This is a genomic window from Lentzea alba, assembly GCF_011067745.1.
Taxonomy (GTDB): Bacteria; Actinomycetota; Actinomycetes; order Mycobacteriales; family Pseudonocardiaceae; genus Lentzea; species Lentzea alba.
This window is the reverse complement of the sequence record NZ_JAAMPJ010000009.1, coordinates 284,793-303,887: the sequence shown is the minus strand read 5'-3', so window position 1 is coordinate 303,887 and position 19,095 is coordinate 284,793. Positions and strand designations below refer to the sequence as shown.

Sequence of the window (19,095 nt, the reverse complement as noted above, 5' to 3'; positions counted from 1 at the left end):
GCATGGAGACGGCGGTGGCGGAGAAGGGCCGAAGACGGACCGCGGATCCTTGCAGCGGGCACGTTCTGGTCGAACGAGAGCAGGAAATCGACGTGCTGCGCGGCGTGGTGGGCGATCTGGTGTCGGGCACACCACGCACGGTGTTGTTGCGCGGTCCCGGCGGGGCGGGACGCAGCGCCCTGTTGCGCTGGACTCGGACGCACGCCGAGACGGCCGGGTGCCGGGTCCTCGTCGGCCGGTGTTCCCGCGGCGAGACGGCCAGGCGGTTCGGGTTGGTGGCGCAGCTGGACCCGCTGCGCCAGGGGGACTCCGAGGACCTGGCCACCACGATGAAGGCCACCCTGCTCGAAGACGCGGCGCGGCGGCCGTTGCTGCTCCTGCTCGACGACGTGCAGTGGATCGACCGGGCTTCGGCGCGGTGGCTGCGTTCCATGATCACCAGGCCCGCCCACCGGCCGGTGGCCGTGGTCTTCGCGGTCACCGATCCGTTCGCGCGGGACTGGCAGGAGTACGGCATCCGCAGCCTCCCCGCGGCGATGACCGTCCGGCGGCTGCGGCCGTTGAGCGAACCCGCGGTGCTGGCGGTGCTGCGAGCCCGCGCGGGAGACACGATCGACCCCGGGACCGCGCACGTCGTGGCCGAGTCGACCGGAGGACGTCCCGCACTGGTCCACGACGCCGCCGACCTCCTCGCCGCCGGTCCGCACCCGTGCGGGGAGGCCGAGCTGGTCCGGCGTTGTGCGGAGGCGTTCGCCGACCGGGCCGCGGCCCTCGTCGCCGGACTGCCCACCGAGCTCGCCGACCTCGTCCGGGTGCTCGCGCTCGAACCGGGGAACCTCGACTTCGAGCTGGTCTGCGCACTGGCCGGGGTGCGGACGATGTCGCCGGCCGAAGCGCGGGAACTGGTGAGCGGCCTGGCACTGGGCGCGGGCGGCACCCCGCTCGCACCTGCCGCCGACCGGATTCTCACCGGCCTGGACGCCCAGCACAGGGCGGACCTCTACGCCAGGGCCGCGACCATCGCCCACCGCGGCGCGCTGCCGGACCAGGACGTCGCGCGGCTGCTGCTGCGAGCCCGGCCGATCGGCGAGCGCTGGGTGGTCGAGACGCTGTGCCGGGAGGCGACGCGCGCGAGGAACGTGCGCGAGTTCGGCACCGCCGTCGAGCTGCTCGCCAGGGCACTGCGGGAACCTCTCGACGACCTGCGCAGGGCCGTGCTGGAGATCGACCTCGCGATCGCCAGCACACCGGACTCTCCCCTGGCGGGAGAACGGTTGCTGCGGCGAGTGCTGCTGCGCGAGGGTGGGCCCGACCTGGTGGACGTCCGGCTGGACGCGGCCGACCTGCTGGTGGCCAAGGGCGACGACGTCGAGGCCCGGTCGGCGATCGGGACGGCCTGCGGCAGGGCCGGGGTGACGCCGGCCGAACGGGCGGCGTTGTCGGCGCTGTACTGGATCGCCGACGATGCCTCGCACGACGTGACCGAGTTCGAGCTGCCCGTGTCGGTGGACCAGCCCGGCCGCCCCGACGGGCCGGACGAGGCCGGCGTGGCGGCGTGGCAGCTCGCGGTGCGAGGCGTCGACCTGGCCGCGACCCGCGCGCTGGCGATGACGGCGTTGGAGGGCGAGACCCGGCTGGTCACCTCGCAGGTGCTGGTGTGCCGCACGCTGATGCTGACCGACGACTCGACCGAGGCCCTGGCCGGTCTGGGCAGGGCCATCGCACTCGCGCAGGAGCGAGGTTCCGGCGTGCTCGGTGCCGTGGCGCATCTGGCCCGAGGCAAGGTGCACGCCCGCGACGGCAGGTTCGAGGAGGCGGCCGCGGACCTCGAGACCGCCCTGGCCCAGCATCCGCGGCAGTGCTGGCATCCCGTGGCGCTGCCCGGTCTGGTGGCGTTCGAGGCGGTGCTGGCGCTGGAACGGGGGCACGTCTCCCTGGCCGAGTCACTGCTCGACGTCGAGTGGGAGCCGAGGGCCCGGCGCGGGTTCGGCTGGGCGCAGGTCCTGCTGGCCCAGGGCGTGCTCGACCTGCACCGGGACCGGCCGGCCGACGCGGTGACCCACCTGCGCGAGTGCGGCCGGCGGCTGCTGGCGCGGGGCTGGACGAACCCGGCCCTGCTCGGCTGGCGCGCGCTCACCGCGATCGCACTGCGGGCACTCGGCCGGCAGGAGGAGGCCGCGGCACTGATCATGGAGGAACTCGGGCTCGCCGGGCGGTGGGGGACGCGCACAGCGGTCGGGAGCGGACACCTGGTCGCCTCGCTCGTGCTCACGGGGGCCGAGGCCGAACAGCACTGCGCCGAGGCGGTTCGGCTGTTGCGCGGCTCGGCGTGGAGGTTCCGGTACGCGCAGGCGCTCGCCGAGCTCGCCAGGTACCGGGTGTCGTCCGGAGCGATCGGGGAGGCGCTCGACCTGTTGCTCGAATCCGACCAGCTGGCCGGCGAGTTCGGCTCCCTCCACCTCGCCGAGCACCTCCGCGCCACGGCGGCGCGGATCGGGGACCTGTTGTCCCCCACCGAGCGCAGGATCACCGAACTGGCCGGCTGCGGACTGTCCAACGTGGACATCGCAACGCAGCTCGCCGTCAGCCGCCGCACGGTCGAGTGGCATCTCAGCGGCATTTACCGCAAGACCGGCGTCACGCGGCGGCACCAGCTCAGGGCCCTGCTCGACCTGGCCGTCGTCGAGGAGGGGGAGCGCGATGACGCTGGAGCGTGACGTCGAGCTCGGCCACCTCGCCGCGGTGTTCGACCAAGCGCGGACGGGTGCGGGGGCGACCGTCGTGATCAGCGGCCCGCTCGGCGTGGGCCGGTCCGCGCTGCTGCTCGCCGGGGCGGCCTGGGCGCGACGGGCGGGGTACCAGGTCCGGTGGGCCGCCGCGTCGCCGCTGGAGAGCGACTTCGTGCTCGGCGTCGTGCTCCAGCTGCTCGCCCTGGGTCAGCACGGTGAGCCCGCGGTCAGTGAGTCCACTGTGGACTCGATCGTGCACGCGCTGAGCACCGGCGAGCCGCTCGCGTTGCTCGTCGACGACCTGCAGTGGAGTGACGAGGCTTCGTTGCGGGCCTTGGCGCGGCTGGCCTGCCGGATCGGCAGGCTGCCCGTGGTGCTGGTGGTGACCGTGCGCGACGGCGACCCCGGCACGGAGACGCCGCTGGTGCGGGAGGTGCTCGACGCGGCCGCGGTGGTGCTGCGGCCGCGGGACCTGTCGCCGGCCGCGACCGGTGAGCTGGTCGCGAGTGCGTTCGGCGAGCCGGGTGACGAGAAGTTCGTGCGGCGGTGCCACGAGATCACCGCCGGGAGCCCCATCGCGCTGACCGCCCTCCTCGCGGACCTGGCAGCGGACGGGATCCGCCCGGCGGTGAGCAGCGTGGAAGACCTGTCGGCCAGGCGGCCCGAATCGCTGCGGGCGAGGCTGGTCTCGTGCGTGCGCGCGTTGCCCGCGTCCACCCGCGCCGTCGTGCACGCGGTGGCGGCGCTGGGGGACGACGCGGACGAGGAGACGGCGCGGCTGCTGGCCCGGCTCGATCCGATCCGCTGGAGCGACACCGTGCGCCGGCTGACCCGCCTCGGCCTGTTCGCCGCCGGTCTGCGGCCGCGGTTCGCCCACGTGTTCGCCGCCGACGCGGTCGAGCACGCCATGCCGGCGCGGGAACGGGAAGTCCTCCACCTGCGGGCGGCGGAACTGGGACACCACCGGGGCCGCCCCGCCGAGCAGGTCGCCGCGCACCTGCTCGCCGTGACCATGCCGCTCGACGAGTGGGCGATCTCGGCGTTGCGGGAGGCGGGCAGGCTGGCGCTCGACCGGGGCGAGCCCGTGCTGGCCGCGCGGTGCCTGCGCAGGGCGGTGTTCGCGGTACCGGAGGACGGTCCGCGGCGGGCACGGCTGCTGGTGGATCTCGCCGTGGCCATCCGCGACACCGACCCGGCGGTCGCCACCCGCCACATCGTCGCGGCCCTTCCCCACCTCGGCTCCGCACGCGAACGCGGCGCGGCGTTGATGCGCCTGGAACCGTCCTGGCTCGCGAGGGCACCCCAGCCGGTGGCCGACCTGATCCGCGGTGTCACGGCGGAGCTCGGCGACGTCGCCACGCTCACCGGCGTCGACCGGGACCTGGCGTTGCGGCTGGAGGCGAGGACCCGCTACCTCGGCTGTGGTGACCCGAACGTGCTCGCGGCCTCGGCCCGGAGACTGGCCGAACTCGGCAGCGAACCCGCCATCACCGGTGGCGCGGAACGGGAGTTGCTCATCGTGCTGCTGCACTCGAGCATGCTCTCGGTCCGGATCTCCGCACCCGACGCGGCCAGGACGGCCAAGCGAATCCTCGACCGCGAACCGGCCGCACGGGGCCACGTCCACACCCCGGCACGTCTGCTGATCAAAGTTCTGGTCACCGCCGGAGCGCTCGACGAGGCGTTGTCGTGGCTCGACACCGCGGCCGACCTGGCGAGTCCGCTCGACGGAGGTCTGGAGCTCGCGCTGATCGACGCCGATCGCGCTCTGGTGCGGGCGCATCAGGGTGCGACGGCGGACGCGGTCGCGCTGGCGGTCGCCGCGGCGCGGGCGCCGGTGCCGGACTGGGCGGTACCGGAGTCGCCGTTCGTGCGCTCGATGGTGCTGACCGCGATCGAGTGCGAGGACCCGGACCTCACCCGCCTGGTGCTGGAGCGTTGTGAGGCCCACGTTCCGGTGGACCGGCCGGTGCCGGCGGCCGTGCGGTTGCTGCGGGCGTCGCTGGCCGACGGCGAGGACGACGTGGGTGCGCTCTCATACGTGCTGGAGTGCGGGAGCGAGTTCGAGCGGCTCGGCTGGCGGAATCCGGCGTTGGTCCCGTGGCGGGCCTGGGCGGCGCGGCTGCACCGCAGGCTCGGCGACCTGCCGGAGGCCCGGCGGCTCGCGGACGAACAACGTCGTCTCGCGGCGACGTGGGGCGAACCGCGGACCCACGGACGGGCGTTGCGCCTGCTCGGCGAGATGACCGAAGGCGCGCGTGGCGTGGCGCTGTTGCAGGACGCCGTCGACGTGCTGGAGTCGGCTGTCCGCCCGCAGGAGGTCGCCGCGACCGTGTGGTCGCTCGCCAACCGGCTGCGGGCCGCGGAACTGCCCGGCCACGAACGTGCGGCCGCCCGTGCCCACCGCCTCGCGTTGAGCGACCCGGACTCCCTCGCGGCCGGGCCGCTGCCCTCCGGTGCGGACTCCGCGTCCGGCATCCCGGCGCTCACCGAAGGGGAGAGCCGGGTCGCCGAACTCGTCGCGGAGGGCCTGACCAACGGGGAGATCGCCGAACTGCTCGAGGTCAGCAGACGAGCCGTCGAGAAGCGCCTCACCAACTGCTATCGCAAGCTCGGGGTCGCGGGCAGGACGGGGTTGCTCGACGTTCTCGGCTTCGCACAGGGGTCCGGCACGGCACCGCTCACCGAGTAGTCGTGTGGACATGTCCGCGACGCCGGAGTGCGGGCTCCGTACCCCGAGAGAGCGCTCCCACAGAGTTGCCGTTCGCTTCCCGCAGTGTCGTTGACCGCACGGAGAACGGGTTTCTAGCCTTCTCACCACAAAGCCTCCTCCCCCCGAAAGGTCAGGTCGAGATGAAAGTGGCCGCCGGACTGTCAGAGGCGAGTGCAGCCGTCGCCGACGCGTTGCTGACCCAGGACACCACCAGCCACCCGGACGCCTGGGTCGACCTGTTCCGGTGGTTGTCCGTCGAGTCGGGGGCGGGCGTCGCCCGGCTCGACGGCGCGATGCGGATCGTCCAGGCCAACGCCGAGTTCCTGAGGCAGTTCCGCAAGACCCCCGGCGATCTCTACGGATGCCCGTTCCTCGATCTGCTGCACCCCGGCGCCCAGGTCCGGGCGCGCCGGAAGTTCGCCCGCCTCTCCGACAGCAGACGGCCGCAGATGCTCGATCGGATGGCCGCCGCCGGTGCCGCGCCCGGCGAACCGGCGTTCCGGTGCCAGGTGGCCGCGGTGCCGGTCAGGGACGCGCTCGAACGCCTTGTTTGCGTTGTGGTGCTGGTGAAGCCGGAGCCCGCCGTCGCGGGGAACACGGCGCCCTCCGCCCTGTTCGGTGAGGCCGACACCCAGATCCTGGAAGGGATCGCGGCCGGTGAGTCCGGTGCGCAGCTGGCGCGCAAGCTGCACCTGAGCCAGCAGGGGGTCGAGTACCGGGTCAGTGCCATGATCCGCCGGCTCGGCGTGCACAACCGGGCGTCGCTGGTGTCCAAGGCGTACTCGCTCGGTGTCCTGGAGCTCGGTCAGTGGCCGCCGAGGGCGCGGCGCGCGGCCGCCAGCTGACCGGTCAGGACAGCACGTTGCCGTTCGCTTCCCGGTACGGCCTGGTGCGCCGGGCGTCCAGGTGGATGTAGGTGCGCTGCAGCCAGCGGTCCCTGCCGTCGTACCGGGGTTTGAAGGCGGTGCGGCCGTGCAGCGCGAGCCGGTTGTCGACGATCGCCAGGTCGCCCGTGCGCAGGATGAACGTGCGCCGCACCTGGTCCAGCGCGTCGCCGAGCGCGCGGAACGCGGCCGCGGCGACTTCGTCCTGAGGCTGCGTGGCGTGGAAGTCCACCACGATGTCAGGGTCCTCCGGAGCGCCGTTCAGCAGGGCGCACGGTTTCGCCGACGGCACGCTGTCCCCGAAGGAGGGCGGCGCGTCCGTGATGAACCGGGGTTCGCCGAGGACGGCCCGCATTTCGGGTGACAGCAAGGAAAGTGCGGTGCGCACGCTCGCGGTGCGCAGCCCCGCCACGTTGTCGTGGTCGTTGCGCAGGCACAGCAGCGCGACGTAGTCCGGCCGGTGTGTGTGGAAGGCGTTCTCCACGTGCATGGTCAGCGTGGTCGAGCCCGCGTTGCCCTGGAAGTCCTCCTTTCCCGGCACCGGGACCACGTTCTGCACCAGAGCGCCGCCCTTCTCCTGGCGGAACGCCGTGACGTCGCCCAGCTGCAGGCTGGTGAGCGCCAGTGCCGCGGCCGGCGTGGTCGGGTGCTTCTCGACCGAACCCGGCACGTTCGGAGTGGGCGGCAGGTCGTTCTCGTCGACGGGCAGACCGCGCACCAGCAGCACCGCCTCGGCGCCGGGATGCCTGCGGAAGCGGCGCAGCGCCTCACGCAGTCGCAGGGGAAGCTCGCACGACAGGTCCAACGCCTGTTGCACCCACTCGGTGCCGTCGATCAGCGCCAGCGGGTTCGCGGTGAGGGTGGTCGTGAGCCGCCGGACGGCGTGCCGCTCGTCTTCCGTGAGCTCCAACGAGATCGTGCCGTCCGTGTTCACGGGCGCGTCCATCTGAGACGTCATGGCTGACTTCCCCTCTCGAGGGTCGGGACGGCGTCAGCTTCGCGCGGCCCGCCAACCGGTCACATCGCCCAACCTGTCAGCGGTGCCGCGAAATCCTGGGCGTTGTCACTCCGTTCGCCGTGCCAACTCGGGTGATGTGCGGTGCTCGGCGTGGACCGGAGGCTCTTAGCGCGGCCCGGTCGACGGTCCGCTGGGTTCCCTTCGAGCACGAGGTGGCTGAAATGAACAACAACAACCGCAACGCGAACAACCCGAACAACAACCTGAACAACAACAACCTGAACAACAACAACGCGAACAACAACAACGCGGCGAACTGAACGACCGCCTGGTTGTGAACCCCGTTTGAGCCGGGGTCGGACGATCCACGTCCGGCCCCGGCTTTCGGTGTGTTCAGACACTGGGGGTGGTCATTCGAAGGTACCGAACCCCTGCTGTCCCGTACCACAGTTTTACCAATTGAGTCATGTTTCCCCCGGTTTGCGAGAAGATCACTCTGATAGGTTTTCGCCACTATCAGGTGACTTTTTCGAATCCGTGTTCGCATTGTCGTCCGTCGAATTCGACGGACGTTCACTTCCGCGCACGGGTGACGGCTCGCCAGGGAAGGGGTCGCGGTGGTGAACGGGGACGACTGGGCAGAGGTTCGGGCATGTCTGCGCACAGCGCTTTCCGCAGTTGCCGAGGGCCACGGCGGTGTCGTGCTGGTGGAAGGCGAGGCGGGCGTGGGATGCGGCCGCCTGCTCGCCTTCGCGCGGAACCTGGCGCTTTCCCACGGCGTGTCCATTTGTTCGGCCCGCGCGGACGAACTGGCCAGGTGGGCTCCGCTCGCCGTTCTCGCCGAGGCTCTCGGAGAAACGGCCTGGAAAGCGGAGGCGGCGCAACTGTTGCGGTCGATCGAGGGGCGCAGCGGCTCCGGACCCGTGTTCATCGGGCTCGACAACCTGCACTGGGCTGATCCGACGACGCTCTCGGCCCTGAGGTCCTTTCCGTCGGTGCTGGGGGATCGCCCGGTGCTGTGGCTGCTGGTGCGCCGCGACGGCATCGGCGCGGCGACGGAGGTGGACCGGCTGTTCGACCACCTCGAGTCCGAAGGTGCCACGCGGCTGCGGGTCCGGCCGTTGTCGGCGGCCGAGGTCGAGCGGATCGTGACCGACTTCGCCGGTGGCCGCCCGGACGGTGGCCTGGTCCTGCTCGCGGCCGGGGCGGGCGGCAACCCCGCCCTGTTGAACGCCCTGCTGGACGGTCTTCGCGAGGAGTACGACGTGCAGCGCGGCGACAGCGCCGCGGCCTGGTCGTCGCGGCCGTTGCCGGGCAAGGTCGTCACCGTCGTGCGGCGGATGCTGGACGGGGGCAGCGACGAGGTGATCTCCGTGCTGGAGGTCGCGGCGCTCTTCGGCGCGACGTTCCGGGTCGCCGACGTCGCGGACGTGCTCGGCCGGTCCGCGGGCGACATCCTGCTGGCGGTGCGCGAGGCGATGCGGGCGGGGATGGTCGTCCCCGGTGACGAACCGGACACCTTGGCGTTCCGGTACCACCTCATGCGGAGGGTGCTGCGGGAGTCGGTGACGCCGTCGGTCGCCGCCGCACTGCACCGGGAGATCGGCCTGTTGTTGTTGCGCCGCACCGGTACCGCCGCCGACGCGGCCGATCATCTCGTGCGGGGCGCGCTGCCGGGGGACACCCAGGCGATCCGGGCTCTCGCCGACGCGGCGGCGCAGGCGCTCGACACCGCGCCGGCGGCGGCCGCGGAGATCTCGCTGAGAGCGTTGCGGCTCACCCGCCCCGGCGCGGCGGACCACCACCGGCTCCTCGACCTCCGGGTGACCGCGCTGCTGCGGCTGGGCAGGCTCACCGAGGCCGAGGAGCTCGCCTCGGCGGGGCTCGCGGTGACCCCGCCGGAGGACCAGGCGGTGCGGCTGGGCACGGCGCTGGCGACGGTGCGGGTGCTGAACGGCCGTTACCGGTCGGCGGTCGCGGTGGCGGAACAGCTGTTGGCCAGTGGCGCCGACGACGAGCGGCTGCAGGCCACACGGCTGTTCGCGCTCCTCGCCAACGGTGACGACGAGGACGCGGGCCGGCTCGCCGAGGATGCGCTCGCCGGTGCCGAGGACCGGTCGGTGCTCGCCGGGACGGCACGGCTGGTGCTCGCGACCCGTCGGTGGGCCGCCGGCGACGTCACGGCCTGTGTCGACCTGCTGAACGAGGCGATGCGCTGCGGGCCGGGTGGGTGGCGGGACGTGCCGGTGCCGCATCCGCAGCTCGTGCTCACCGTCGCGCTGGCCGGCGTCGGCGACCTGCGCGCGGCCGAGGAGGCGTTCGCCGCGGCGGAAAGCCTGGTGGGACACGCGACCGACGTCGGCAGCGAGCTGCTGCTCCGGGTGGTGGGAGCCAGGGTGAAGGCGCGGACCGGCCGTGTCGCGGAGGCCACCGAGGTGGTGGAGGCCGCCTTCGAGCTCTCCGAGGAGCTCGGGGTGACCTGGCCCGCCTCGTTGATGACGACGGTGCTCGCCACGGCCGCCCTGCGCCGGGGGGACGTCACCGCCGCCCGGCTGCACCTCGGCCAGGCGCCCGAGTGTCACCTGCCGTACTTCCGCGCCGGTCACGTGTGGACGGCGCTGCAGGTCGAGGCCGCGCGCACGAGTCCGGGCGAGGCGCTGTCGGCGTTGGCCGCGAGCCATCCCGAACTGCTGGACCAGCCCGCACCGTTGCTGCTGGAGCCGGGCGCGGCCGCCTGGCTGGTTCGCGCGGCCCTCTCGGCCGACGACCGGGACCTGGTGCGGATGGTCGTCGCCGCGTCGGCCGAGGTGGCCAGGCGCAATCCCGGCGTCGCGGTGCTGGCCGCCGCGGCGGCGCACGCCCGTGGCGTGGCCAGGGGAGACGCCGCGTCGCTCACCGCGGCGCTGGACCAGTACGGCGACCCGTGGGCACGGGCGTCGGCCGCCGAGGACCTGGCCGCGGTGGACGGCGCCGGGGCCGTGGCGGCGCTGGAGACGGCGATGACCGGCTACACGGCGGCGGGCTCGACCAGGGACGCGGCGAGGATCAGGAGCAAGCTGCGCGAGGCCGGCGTCCGGCGCAGGCACTGGAGCTACGCCGACCGGCCGTCGACGGGCTGGGACAGCCTCACCGACACCGAACGCGAGGTCGCCGAGCTCGTCGCGGGAGGACTCACCAACCGTCAGGTCGCCGCGCGGATGTTCGTGTCCCCGCACACCGTGCACGCGCACCTCGGCCGGATCTTCCGCAAGCTCGGCATCACCTCCCGCGTCGAGCTGACCGGGTTGCGTCATCGGATCGCGTGACGAGGAGCAGGAATGACCGCACGCAGGACTGTCGTCACCGGGCTCGGTGTCGTGTCGAGCATCGGCAACGGCAGAAGCGGGTTCGGCGCTGGGCTGCGGGAAGGCCGCAGCGGAGCGGGCCCGATCTCGTTCTTCGACACGACCGGGTTCGCGCACGACCGGATGTGCGAGGTGCCCGATTTCCCCGACGGCGACTCGGAACAAGGCCTGGCCACTCGGATGACGGTGGCCGCGGCCCGGATGGCGGTGGAGGACGCCGCGGTTTCGTTGGGGGAGCTGCGTGACGTGCCGGGGCTCATCTCGATCGGCACCACCGACGGCGACGCGCGCGACGTCGACGTGTTGACCGAGATGGAGTTGGCGCAGGGGTTGCCGCACCTCGATCCGTTGCTGGCCAAGAGGTTCCGGATGAGCCGGATGCCGCTGGCGGTGGCGGCCGACCTGGGCCTGTCCGACGTCGAGGCGATCACTTTGCCGAACGTCTGCGCGGCCGGGAACTACGCCGTGGGCTACGGCTTGGACGCGATTCGTTCCGGCGAGGTCGACTTCGCGCTGTGCGGCGGCGGGGACACGCCCAACCGCAAGGTCTTCGCGAACATGTACCGCCTGGGAGCGCTCGCACCGGACGCGTGCCGGCCGTTCGACGCCGACCGGAAAGGCGTGGTGTTCGGCGAGGGCGCGGCGGTGCTCGTGTTGGAGGCGCTGGACTTCGCGCTGGCCCGTGGCGCCACCATTCACGCCGAGGTGCTCGGCTACAGCCTGACCTGCGACGCGTACCACCCGACCCGGCCGCTGCAGGAGATGGTGACCGAGTGCCTGCGCGGCGCGCTGGCCGACGCGGGTGTCGCGCCGCACGAGGTCGGTCTCGTGCTGGCCCACGGCACCGGCACGAAAGCCAACGACCCCATGGAGTGCGCGGCGCTCGCGGAGGTCTTCGGGCAGGGTGCCGTCCCGCCCGTCGCCGCGATCAAGTCCATGATCGGCCACACCATGGGGGCCGCGGCGGCGCACGCCTGCACCGCCGCTGTTCTCGCGGTGCAGGAAGGATTTCTGCCGCCGACGATCAACCACCGCGTGCTCGACCCGGAGTGTCCGATCGACTGCGTGCCCAACACCTCACGGGCCGGCCGGCCGGACGTCGTGCTGGTGAACGCTCTCGGCTTCGGCGGCGCGAACGCCGCCGTAGTCCTGGGCCGCTACACCCCCTAACCACCGCTGACCGCACGCGGGGCCCTTCCGTACTGCGTGACAGTACGAAAGCTCCCCGCGTGCGGTCAGTCATGCTGCGGCCGCGGCGGCTCGGACAGTGGCCGTTTTGTCTGGTTTGTGTTGTGGGGTGGTGCACGCGGGGAGCTTTCGTACTGTCTGACGGTACGGAAGGGCCCCGCGTGCAGTTCGGGATGCTGCGGCTGTGGTGGGTTGGGTGGTGGCTGGTTTGTCTGGTTTGCGTTGTTGGGTGGTGCACGCGGGGAGCTTTTGTGTACTGCTGCGGCACGGGAGGGCCCCGCGTGCGGGGTCGGTCAGCGGCCCAGGGTGTGGGCGGCGCGTAGGCCGTCTTCGAAGGCGCGGGTGGCGTTGAGGCCGGTGGCGCTGGCGGAGCCGCCGACCAACTGGAGGGGGAGGCCGGTATTGGCCAGCAAGGGGAGCAGGGTGGCGCGGGGTTCCTGGCCGATCGCCACGACCACCGAGTCGGCCGGGATCAGTCGGCGGGTTCCGGTTTCGTCGGTGACGCACACGCCGTCGGGGGTGATGGCCTCGCAGCGGACGCCGCTGAGCAGTTCCGTGCCCTGGCGGCGCAGCGCGTCTACGGCCGCCCAGCGGGTGCTGCGGCCCATGCCTGTCCCGATGCGGCCCTGGCGGCGCAGGATCGTCAGCGAGCGTGATGGGGGCGCTGGAGCTGGTCCCTCGGTCAGGCCGTGGTCGACGAGGAACCGCGTCCGCGCGTCGAGCGGGCTCGGCACGTGGCCTAGCAGGTGCGCCAGGTCCACCGCGATGCCACCGCCGCCGATGATCACCACTCGCTCGCCGAGCGACTCCGGTTCGCGGAACGCGCGCGGGTAGCGCACGACGTGCGGCAGGTCGGCTCCCGGCAGGTCGAGTTCGCGGGGTGTCACGCCGGTCGCCAGCACCACGCCGTCGGTCTGCTCGATCAGGGCGAGGTTGGCCGTGGTGATCGGGGTGTCCAGGCGCAGGTCTACGCCTAGCCGGGTGAGTTCGTCGGTGAAGTAGCCGATCGTCGCGCCGAAGTCCGCCTTGCCCGGCACGCGCCGGGCAAGGCGGAACTGGCCGCCGAGTTCGCTGGAGGCCTCGAAGAGCGAGACGCTGTTGCCGAGCGACGCCAGGGCGCGCGCGGCCTCCATGCCCGCCGGGCCGCCGCCGATGACCGCGTACCGGCGGGCGCGGCGCACGGTGAGGCGGGGGAAGACGAGTTCCCGGCCCGCGCGGGGGTTCACCACGCAGGACACCGGTTCGTCGCCGAGCGACCTGTCGATGCACGCCTCGTTGCAGGCGATGCAGGTGTTGACCGGCTCGTTCGTCCGGGCCTTCGCCACGATGGCGGGATCGGCCAGCAACGGGCGGGCCATCGACACGAAGTCGGCCTGCCCCTCGGCCAGCGCCCGCTCGGCCTGGTCGAGGCGGGTGTACCTGTTGGCCGTGATCACCGGCACGGCGAGGCGTTCGGCCGCGAGGGCCAGTTTCACGCCGGCCGCGTAGTGGCTCCACGTGCCGGGCGGCACCATCCCCTGCACGGTCGGGACCCGTGACTCGTGCCAGCCGACGCCCACGTTGACGGCGTGCACGCCGGCCAATGCGAGCTCGACCGCGAACGCCCTCTGCTCGTCCACTGTGGACGAACCGGGCATCAGGTCGTCGCCGGACATCCGGAACAGCACCGGGAGTCCGGCCACGCGGTCCCTGATCGCCGCCACGACGGCCAGTGCGAACCGGTTCCGCCGGCGCGCGTCGCCGCCCCACGCGTCGGTGCGGGTGTTCGTCAGCGGCGACCCGAACTGGTTGACGAGGTACCCCTCCGACCCCATCACCTCGACCGCGTCGAAGCCCAGTTCGCCCGCCAGCGCCGCGGCACGGGCGAAGTCGGCGATGGTGTCCTCGATCTGCCCGGTCGTCATCGCGACCGGCGGCTCGTCCGGGAACATCCGACTGGCGACTGTGGACGGACCGAGCGGCGGCAGGCCCGTGTACCGGCTGGAGGTGAGCCGGCCGGCGTGGAACAGCTGAAGGGCGATCCGGCCGCCTTCCGCGTGCACGGCGGTGGCCCACCGGGCGAGGGCGTCGTGCTGAGCGGGATCGCTCAGCACGACGTACCCCCGGCCCCCCGAGCCCTGCCGGTTCACCGCGCAACCGCCGGTGATGATGAGCCCGACCCCGCCACGCGCGCGCTCCGCGTAGAACTCCGCCACGGCCGCGCCACCGTCGTCACGTGTTTCGAGGTTGAGGTGCATCGAGCCCATCACGATGCGGTTGGGCAGCCGCATCCGCCCGATCATGCCCGGCTGGAACACTCGCCGCAGCAACGGATCACTCCGTTCGCGCGGGGCGCGGTGGCAGGCGCAGCGGTGCTGTCGCGTCGGCGAAGAACGGCGGTGCGACCACGCTCAGCCCGCCGTCGACGACGACGGTCTGGCCGGTGATGTACTCGGCCTGCGGCGACAGCAGGAACGCGACGGTCGCCGCCACCTCCGGCAGCGTGCCGGGGCGTCCCTTGGGCACGCGGTCGAGCACGGTGCCGATGTCCGGCATGCCGGGGACGCCGTAGAAGTAGTCGAGCGAGTCCGACTGGATCAGCCCGCCGTTCACCGCGTTGACGTTGATGCCGTACGGCGCGAACTCGACCGCCATGTACCGCACCCACGCCTCGATGGCGGCCTTCATCGCGCCGAGCGCGGCATAGGTCGGGTAGGCGCGAATGCTGCCGTAGCTGGACAACGCGACGATCCGGCCGCCGTTGTCCATCAGCCGCACGGCGTGTTGAGCGCCCAGCACGAACGATCGCAGGTTCATCGCGTACGACCGGTCGAGGTGGTGCGGCTTCAGATCCATGATGTTCTTGAACGCGCTGGCCGCGGCGTTTGACACGAAGTAGTCGAGCCTGCCGAACGCCGCGTGCGTCGCGTCGAACAGCGAGTCCGTGCCCTCCTCCGTCTCGACGTCGGCCCGCACCACCACGGCACGGGCGCCGAGCGCCTCCACCTCGGCCGCGGTCTTCTCGGCCAGTTCCTCGTTCTTCTTGTAGTTGATCACCAGGTCGACCCCGGAGCCCGCCAGCTGCAGCGCGAGCTCCCGGCCGATGCCCCGCGACGCCCCGGTGATGACCGCGACCCGGCGGCTCATCGCGCGTCCTCCCAACGGGCCTGCATCTCCCGGAACACCACGGACTTCTGCGCCTCGTTGGTGCCCTCCTCGAACCGCTGCGCCCGCGCGTCGCGGTACACGCGCTCGATCGCGCTGGTCCGCCAGTAACCGGAACCGCCGTGGATCTGCAGCGCCTTGTCGGTCACCCTGGTGAGCATGTCGACGGCGATCATCTTCGCCATCGACGACAGCGCCGGGGCGGCGGGATCGTCGTCCTCCCACGCCTGCGCGCCGTGCAGCACCAGCTGCTTCGCGGCCTCGATCTCCGCCTCGTTCTCCGCGAGCATGAACTGGACGGCCTGCCGGGACGTCAGCGGTTTGCCGAACGTCACGCGTTCCCTCGCGTAGTCCACCGCGAGCTCCTGCGCGCGGCGGGCGAGTCCGACACAGCTCATCGCGACCGAGATCCGGGACGGGGTGAGGAAACCACCGAGCGCGACGGCCAGGCCCTGGCCCACTTCGCCGAGCCGGTTGGCGATCGGCACGGGGGTGCGGTCGAACGTGAGGTGCGCGTGGTCGGTGCCGGTGACGCCCATGGTCTCGGAGGTGTCCACCACCGTCACGCCCGCGCTGTCGCGGGGCACCATCAGCGCCACCGTGCCGTTGTGACCGCTGCTCCCGTCCAGCCGCGCCGTCACGAGCCAGTAGTCGCACCGCACGCCGAAGGTGATCAGGTGTTTGACGCCGGAGAGCAGGTAGTGGTCGCCGGACCGTTCGACGGTCGCCCTGATGTCCGCGCCGGAACCCGCGCCGGGCTCGGTGAGGGTGAACGCGACCTTGATCCGGCTCGCGATCGAGGGCAGCACGAATTTGGCCCGCTGCTCGGGGGTGGCGAACTCGTCCATCGCCCGCCAGGTGCCGTTCACGACGTGCACGATCATCCGCAACGACCCGTGCGACCGCGCGAACACCTCCATGAGCCGCATCCACTGCGGGAACGAGACGCCGCGGCCGCCGTACTCGACGGGAGCGGCGAGCGACAGGTAGCCCCGGTCGCGCAGCTCCGTCCAGAGCTCCTCCGGCACCTCGCCGGTGCGCTCGATCCGTTCGGCCCAGCGTTCGCCCGGACCCGCGACGTAGGCCGCGACGTCGGTCAGCAGTTCGTCCAGCTCGGCCGCGGCGATGCCCGCGGACCGCGCCGTCCGCTCGATCATGTCGACACTCATGCGCTCTGCACCTCGGGAATCAGTGGTTGCGGACGCAGGGACTTGGCCTGCTCGCGGAGGAGGAACTTCTGCACCTTGCCGCTGGGGTTGCGGGGAAGCCGCGCGACGATCTCGAGCCGTTCCGGCCAGTAGTACTTGGACACGGCGTGCCGGTCGAGGTGCTTGCGCACGTCCTCCAGGTCGAGGCGGGTGTCCGGCGCGAGCACGACGAACGCGCACGCCCGCTCGCCGAGCCGTTCGTCGGGCATCCCGACGATCGCGACGTCCGCCACGGCCGGATGGCCGTGCAGGAGGTCCTCGATCTCGGCCGCCGGCACCTTCTCCCCGCCGCGGTTGATGACGTCGCGCACCCGTCCGGTGATCTGGACGTAGCCGTCGGCGTCGATGACGGCCAGGTCGCCGGTGCGGTACCAGCCGTCGGGCGTGTAGGCGTCCGCGGTGAGGTCCGGACTGTCGTGGTAGCCCTCGAAGCAGGTCTGCGACCGCAGCTCGAAGTTGCCCTCCGTGCCGGGTGGCAGCAGCTTGCCGTCGTCGTCGGTGACCCGCAGGCGGGTGCCGTCCATCGCCCGCCCGTCGGTGGACCACACTTTGCCGGGCGGGTCGTGCGGGCCGGAGAGCGAGCCGAGGCACGTCTCCGTGGTGCCGAACGCACCGCACACCGCGACGCCGAGCCGGTTCACCGCACGGGCCGCCAGTGTGCGCGGCACGGTCGTGCCGGTCGCGACGAAGATCCGCAGGGACGGTGCGGGCGGCTCGCCCTCCTCGACCGCCTTGGTGAGGTCCGCCAGGAACGGTGTCGCCGCCTGGACGAACGTGCCGCCGTGCTCGTTCAACGCGCGCAATCCCGTTGCCGCGTCCCAGACCGCCTGCAGCAGTGACGTGGTGCCCAGGGTCAGGGCCAGCCACATGCCGTAGAGGAAACCGGTCTGGTGGGCCAGCGGTGAGGGGATGTAGACGACGTCGGTGCCGGTGAGCTTCAGCCGTTCGGTCTGGGCCAGCACCGCGCGGCCCAGCGTGTCGTGCCGGTGCCGCACGCCTTTGGGCTCGCCGGTGGTGCCGGAGGTGAACAGCAGCTGCGCGGTGGCGTCCGGTGCCGGGCGGCGGGCCTCGATTGCGTCACTGTCCACAGTGGACTTGTCGAGCAGGGTTCGCCAGTCGTGCCAGCGCACGTGGCCCAGGCGCAGCGGAACCGAGGTCGGCCCCCGGCCGGCGCCGACGACGATCACGTGGTCCAGGCAGGCGAGCTCCTCGCCGTTCTCCACCAGCGCCGCCGCGATCTCGGTCGCGTGGGCCCGGCCGCGGAACTCGTCCGTGGTCACCAGCACCCTGGCGCCCGCCTTGCGGAGCATGAAACCGATCTCCCGGTTGCGGAAGATGGGCATGAGCGGGCAGCACACCGCGCCGATCCGCAGCGTGGCCAGCGCGACCTGGACGAACTCCGTCCAGTTGGGCAGCTGGCACGCGACGGGTTCGCCGGGACGCACGCCCAGCGCCAGCAACGCCGCCGCGGCCCGGTCCACGCCGGCGTCGAGCTCCCGCCAGGTCGTGCGCCGGGTGCCTTCGGGCCGGACGTCCACGACGGCGGTGTCGTCGGGCCGTTCGACGGCCCACCTCCGCAGCAGCTCCGGCAGCGACGCCGCGGGGGCGCGGAAGCCGCCGTCACGCGGGAAGACCCGCATGCCGATGCCGGTCATGTCGCGCAGGAAGTCCGGGTACGAGATCCGGTAGGCGTTGGGGTAGCTGAGCCTGGTCTGCCCGTCGGCCACGGATCCCGCCAGTGCCAACGACATCAGCACGCGGTGGTCGTTGAACGAGGACAGCGCGGCGCCGGTCAGCCGGGGGACGCCGCGCACGACCAGCCGGTCGGCGCCGTCCTCGCGGAGGTCTCCGCCCATCTGGTTGAGCTGCGTCATCGCGGCCACGCGGTCGGACTCCTTCAGCCGCACGTGGCTCACGTTCTCGAAGACGGTCTCGCCCTCGGCGTGACAGGCCAGGGTGCTCAGGACCGGCAGCATGTCGGGCACCTCGCGGCAGTCGATCGTCGTCGGCCGCAGCGGCACGCCGTCGTGGCGGATGCGCAGTCCGTCGGGTTCGAGCGCGAGTGGCACGCCCATGTCGCGGATGATGCGCAGGAACGCCGACTCCGGGTGGTCCGCCGCGTCGCCGTCCAACGCCGTGATGCCGCGCAACAGGACGTCGGCGGGCTGGATGGCGGCGGCGACGACACCGAACGCGGCCGAGCCGAGGTCGGGCGGCAGTGTCAGTTCGGTGGCGGTCGCGCGCTGGTTCGGTTCGATCTCGAAGCGCTGCCAGTCGGGCGACACCTCGACCTCGAGACCGAAGCGGCGCATCATCTCCACCGTCAGTTCGACGTACGGGCGTTCGTTGAGCTCGCCGTCGACCTCGACGACGGTGCGGCCGGTGGCGAACGGCGCGAGCAGCACCAGTCCGGAGATCCACTGGGACAACGTGCCGGGGATCTGGACGTGCCCGCCCGCCGGCCTGCCGGGCTGTACCAGTACGGGAGGTCGGTCGCCGGTGCTGCTCACGTCGAGGCCGAGGTCGCGCAACGCTGTGAGCAACGGGCCGACCGGCCTGCGCTGGAAGTACTTCTGGCCCTTGATCGTCACCGGCCGGTCGGCGAGCGCGGCGAGGCCGAGCATGAAGTACAGCGTGGTGCCGGAAGAACCAACCGAGACGGTGTCGCGCAGGGGCCGGTACGGGCCGCCGCGGACGGTGTAGCCCGACTCGTCGCGCCGGATGACGGTGCCGAGGTCGCGCAGCAGTTTCTCGGTGTAGCGCACGTGCCGGGCGTCGCACAGGCCGTTGATCCGGCTGGTGCCCTCGGCGAGCGAGGCGAGGATGAGCGCCCGGTGCGCGTGGTACTTCGACGGGGGAACGACGATTTCGCCTGTCAGCGGGCGCCGGCTGCGTTCGAGCAGAAGGTGCATGATGACTTCCGTTTG

10 protein-coding genes are annotated in these 19,095 nt (G+C 72.2%); 5 read left to right on the top strand and 5 right to left on the bottom strand.

From position 1 onward, the window contains the following. Nucleotides 1–2: 2 nt before the first annotated feature. From G7043_RS30720 to G7043_RS30710, 3 genes are all read left to right on the top strand, one after another. On the top strand, nt 3–2,717 hold the full coding sequence (locus tag G7043_RS30720) for a helix-turn-helix transcriptional regulator (protein WP_166051543.1): 2,715 nt from the start codon (nt 3–5) through the stop codon (nt 2,715–2,717). Further along, nucleotides 2,701–5,421 carry a helix-turn-helix transcriptional regulator gene (locus G7043_RS30715; RefSeq protein WP_166051541.1) on the top strand — a complete coding sequence of 907 codons (2,721 nt, stop codon included), beginning with the start codon at nt 2,701–2,703 and terminating at the stop codon, nt 5,419–5,421. The genes G7043_RS30720 and G7043_RS30715 overlap by 17 nt, the downstream gene beginning before the upstream one ends. 161 nt (nt 5,422–5,582) lie before the next feature. Continuing rightward, nucleotides 5,583–6,287, top strand: coding sequence for a LuxR C-terminal-related transcriptional regulator (locus G7043_RS30710; protein ID WP_166051540.1), 705 nt, complete (start codon nt 5,583–5,585; stop codon nt 6,285–6,287). Between the two features lie 4 nt (nt 6,288–6,291). Here G7043_RS30710 and G7043_RS30705 read toward each other — a convergent pair whose 3' ends face one another. Beyond that, nucleotides 6,292–7,284, bottom strand: a complete 993-nt coding sequence (locus tag G7043_RS30705; protein WP_166051537.1) for a TauD/TfdA family dioxygenase — start codon at nt 7,282–7,284, stop codon at nt 6,292–6,294. A 617-nt stretch (nt 7,285–7,901) separates the two neighbouring features. Here G7043_RS30705 and G7043_RS50045 point away from each other — a divergent pair. Then, on the top strand, nt 7,902–10,589 hold the full coding sequence (locus G7043_RS50045; protein ID WP_166051535.1) for a helix-turn-helix transcriptional regulator: 2,688 nt from the start codon (nt 7,902–7,904) through the stop codon (nt 10,587–10,589). A gap of 12 nt (nt 10,590–10,601) precedes the next feature. Continuing rightward, the gene (locus tag G7043_RS30695) at nt 10,602–11,798 is read left to right on the top strand and encodes a beta-ketoacyl-[acyl-carrier-protein] synthase family protein (RefSeq protein ID WP_166051533.1); all 1,197 of its coding nucleotides are present in this window, start codon (nt 10,602–10,604) and stop codon (nt 11,796–11,798) included. A 311-nt stretch (nt 11,799–12,109) separates the two neighbouring features. Here the strand turns inward: G7043_RS30695 and G7043_RS30690 are convergent, their stop codons facing one another. From G7043_RS30690 to aroA, 4 genes are read right to left on the bottom strand one after another with little or no spacing between them, the layout of a single operon-like run. Next, nucleotides 12,110–14,125 (bottom strand): oxidoreductase, encoded by a 2,016-nt coding sequence (locus tag G7043_RS30690; protein WP_166051531.1) that lies wholly within the window; start codon nt 14,123–14,125, stop codon nt 12,110–12,112. Nucleotides 14,126–14,129: 4 nt separating this feature from the next. Beyond that, nucleotides 14,130–14,942: an SDR family oxidoreductase gene (locus G7043_RS30685; RefSeq protein ID WP_166051529.1), complete on the bottom strand. Its 813-nt coding sequence runs from the start codon at nt 14,940–14,942 to the stop codon at nt 14,130–14,132. Then, on the bottom strand, nt 14,939–16,129 hold the full coding sequence (locus G7043_RS30680; protein ID WP_242642828.1) for an acyl-CoA dehydrogenase family protein: 1,191 nt from the start codon (nt 16,127–16,129) through the stop codon (nt 14,939–14,941). The genes G7043_RS30685 and G7043_RS30680 overlap by 4 nt, the downstream gene beginning before the upstream one ends. Continuing rightward, nucleotides 16,126–19,080 carry a 3-phosphoshikimate 1-carboxyvinyltransferase gene (gene aroA, locus G7043_RS30675; RefSeq protein WP_166051527.1) on the bottom strand — a complete coding sequence of 985 codons (2,955 nt, stop codon included), beginning with the start codon at nt 19,078–19,080 and terminating at the stop codon, nt 16,126–16,128. The genes G7043_RS30680 and aroA overlap by 4 nt, the downstream gene beginning before the upstream one ends. Nucleotides 19,081–19,095 lie beyond the last annotated feature (15 nt).

Coding starts and splice junctions, on each gene's coding strand:
- G7043_RS30720 (WP_166051543.1), top strand. CDS start 3: ATGGAGACGGCGGTGGCGGAGAAGGGCCGAAGACGGACCGCGGATCCT.
- G7043_RS30705 (WP_166051537.1), bottom strand. CDS start 7,284: ATGACGTCTCAGATGGACGCGCCCGTGAACACGGACGGCACGATCTCG.
- aroA (WP_166051527.1), bottom strand. CDS start 19,080: ATGCACCTTCTGCTCGAACGCAGCCGGCGCCCGCTGACAGGCGAAATC.
- G7043_RS30710 (WP_166051540.1), top strand. CDS start 5,583: ATGAAAGTGGCCGCCGGACTGTCAGAGGCGAGTGCAGCCGTCGCCGAC.
- G7043_RS30680 (WP_242642828.1), bottom strand. CDS start 16,129: ATGAGTGTCGACATGATCGAGCGGACGGCGCGGTCCGCGGGCATCGCC.
- G7043_RS30685 (WP_166051529.1), bottom strand. CDS start 14,942: ATGAGCCGCCGGGTCGCGGTCATCACCGGGGCGTCGCGGGGCATCGGC.
- G7043_RS30695 (WP_166051533.1), top strand. CDS start 10,602: ATGACCGCACGCAGGACTGTCGTCACCGGGCTCGGTGTCGTGTCGAGC.
- G7043_RS30715 (WP_166051541.1), top strand. CDS start 2,701: ATGACGCTGGAGCGTGACGTCGAGCTCGGCCACCTCGCCGCGGTGTTC.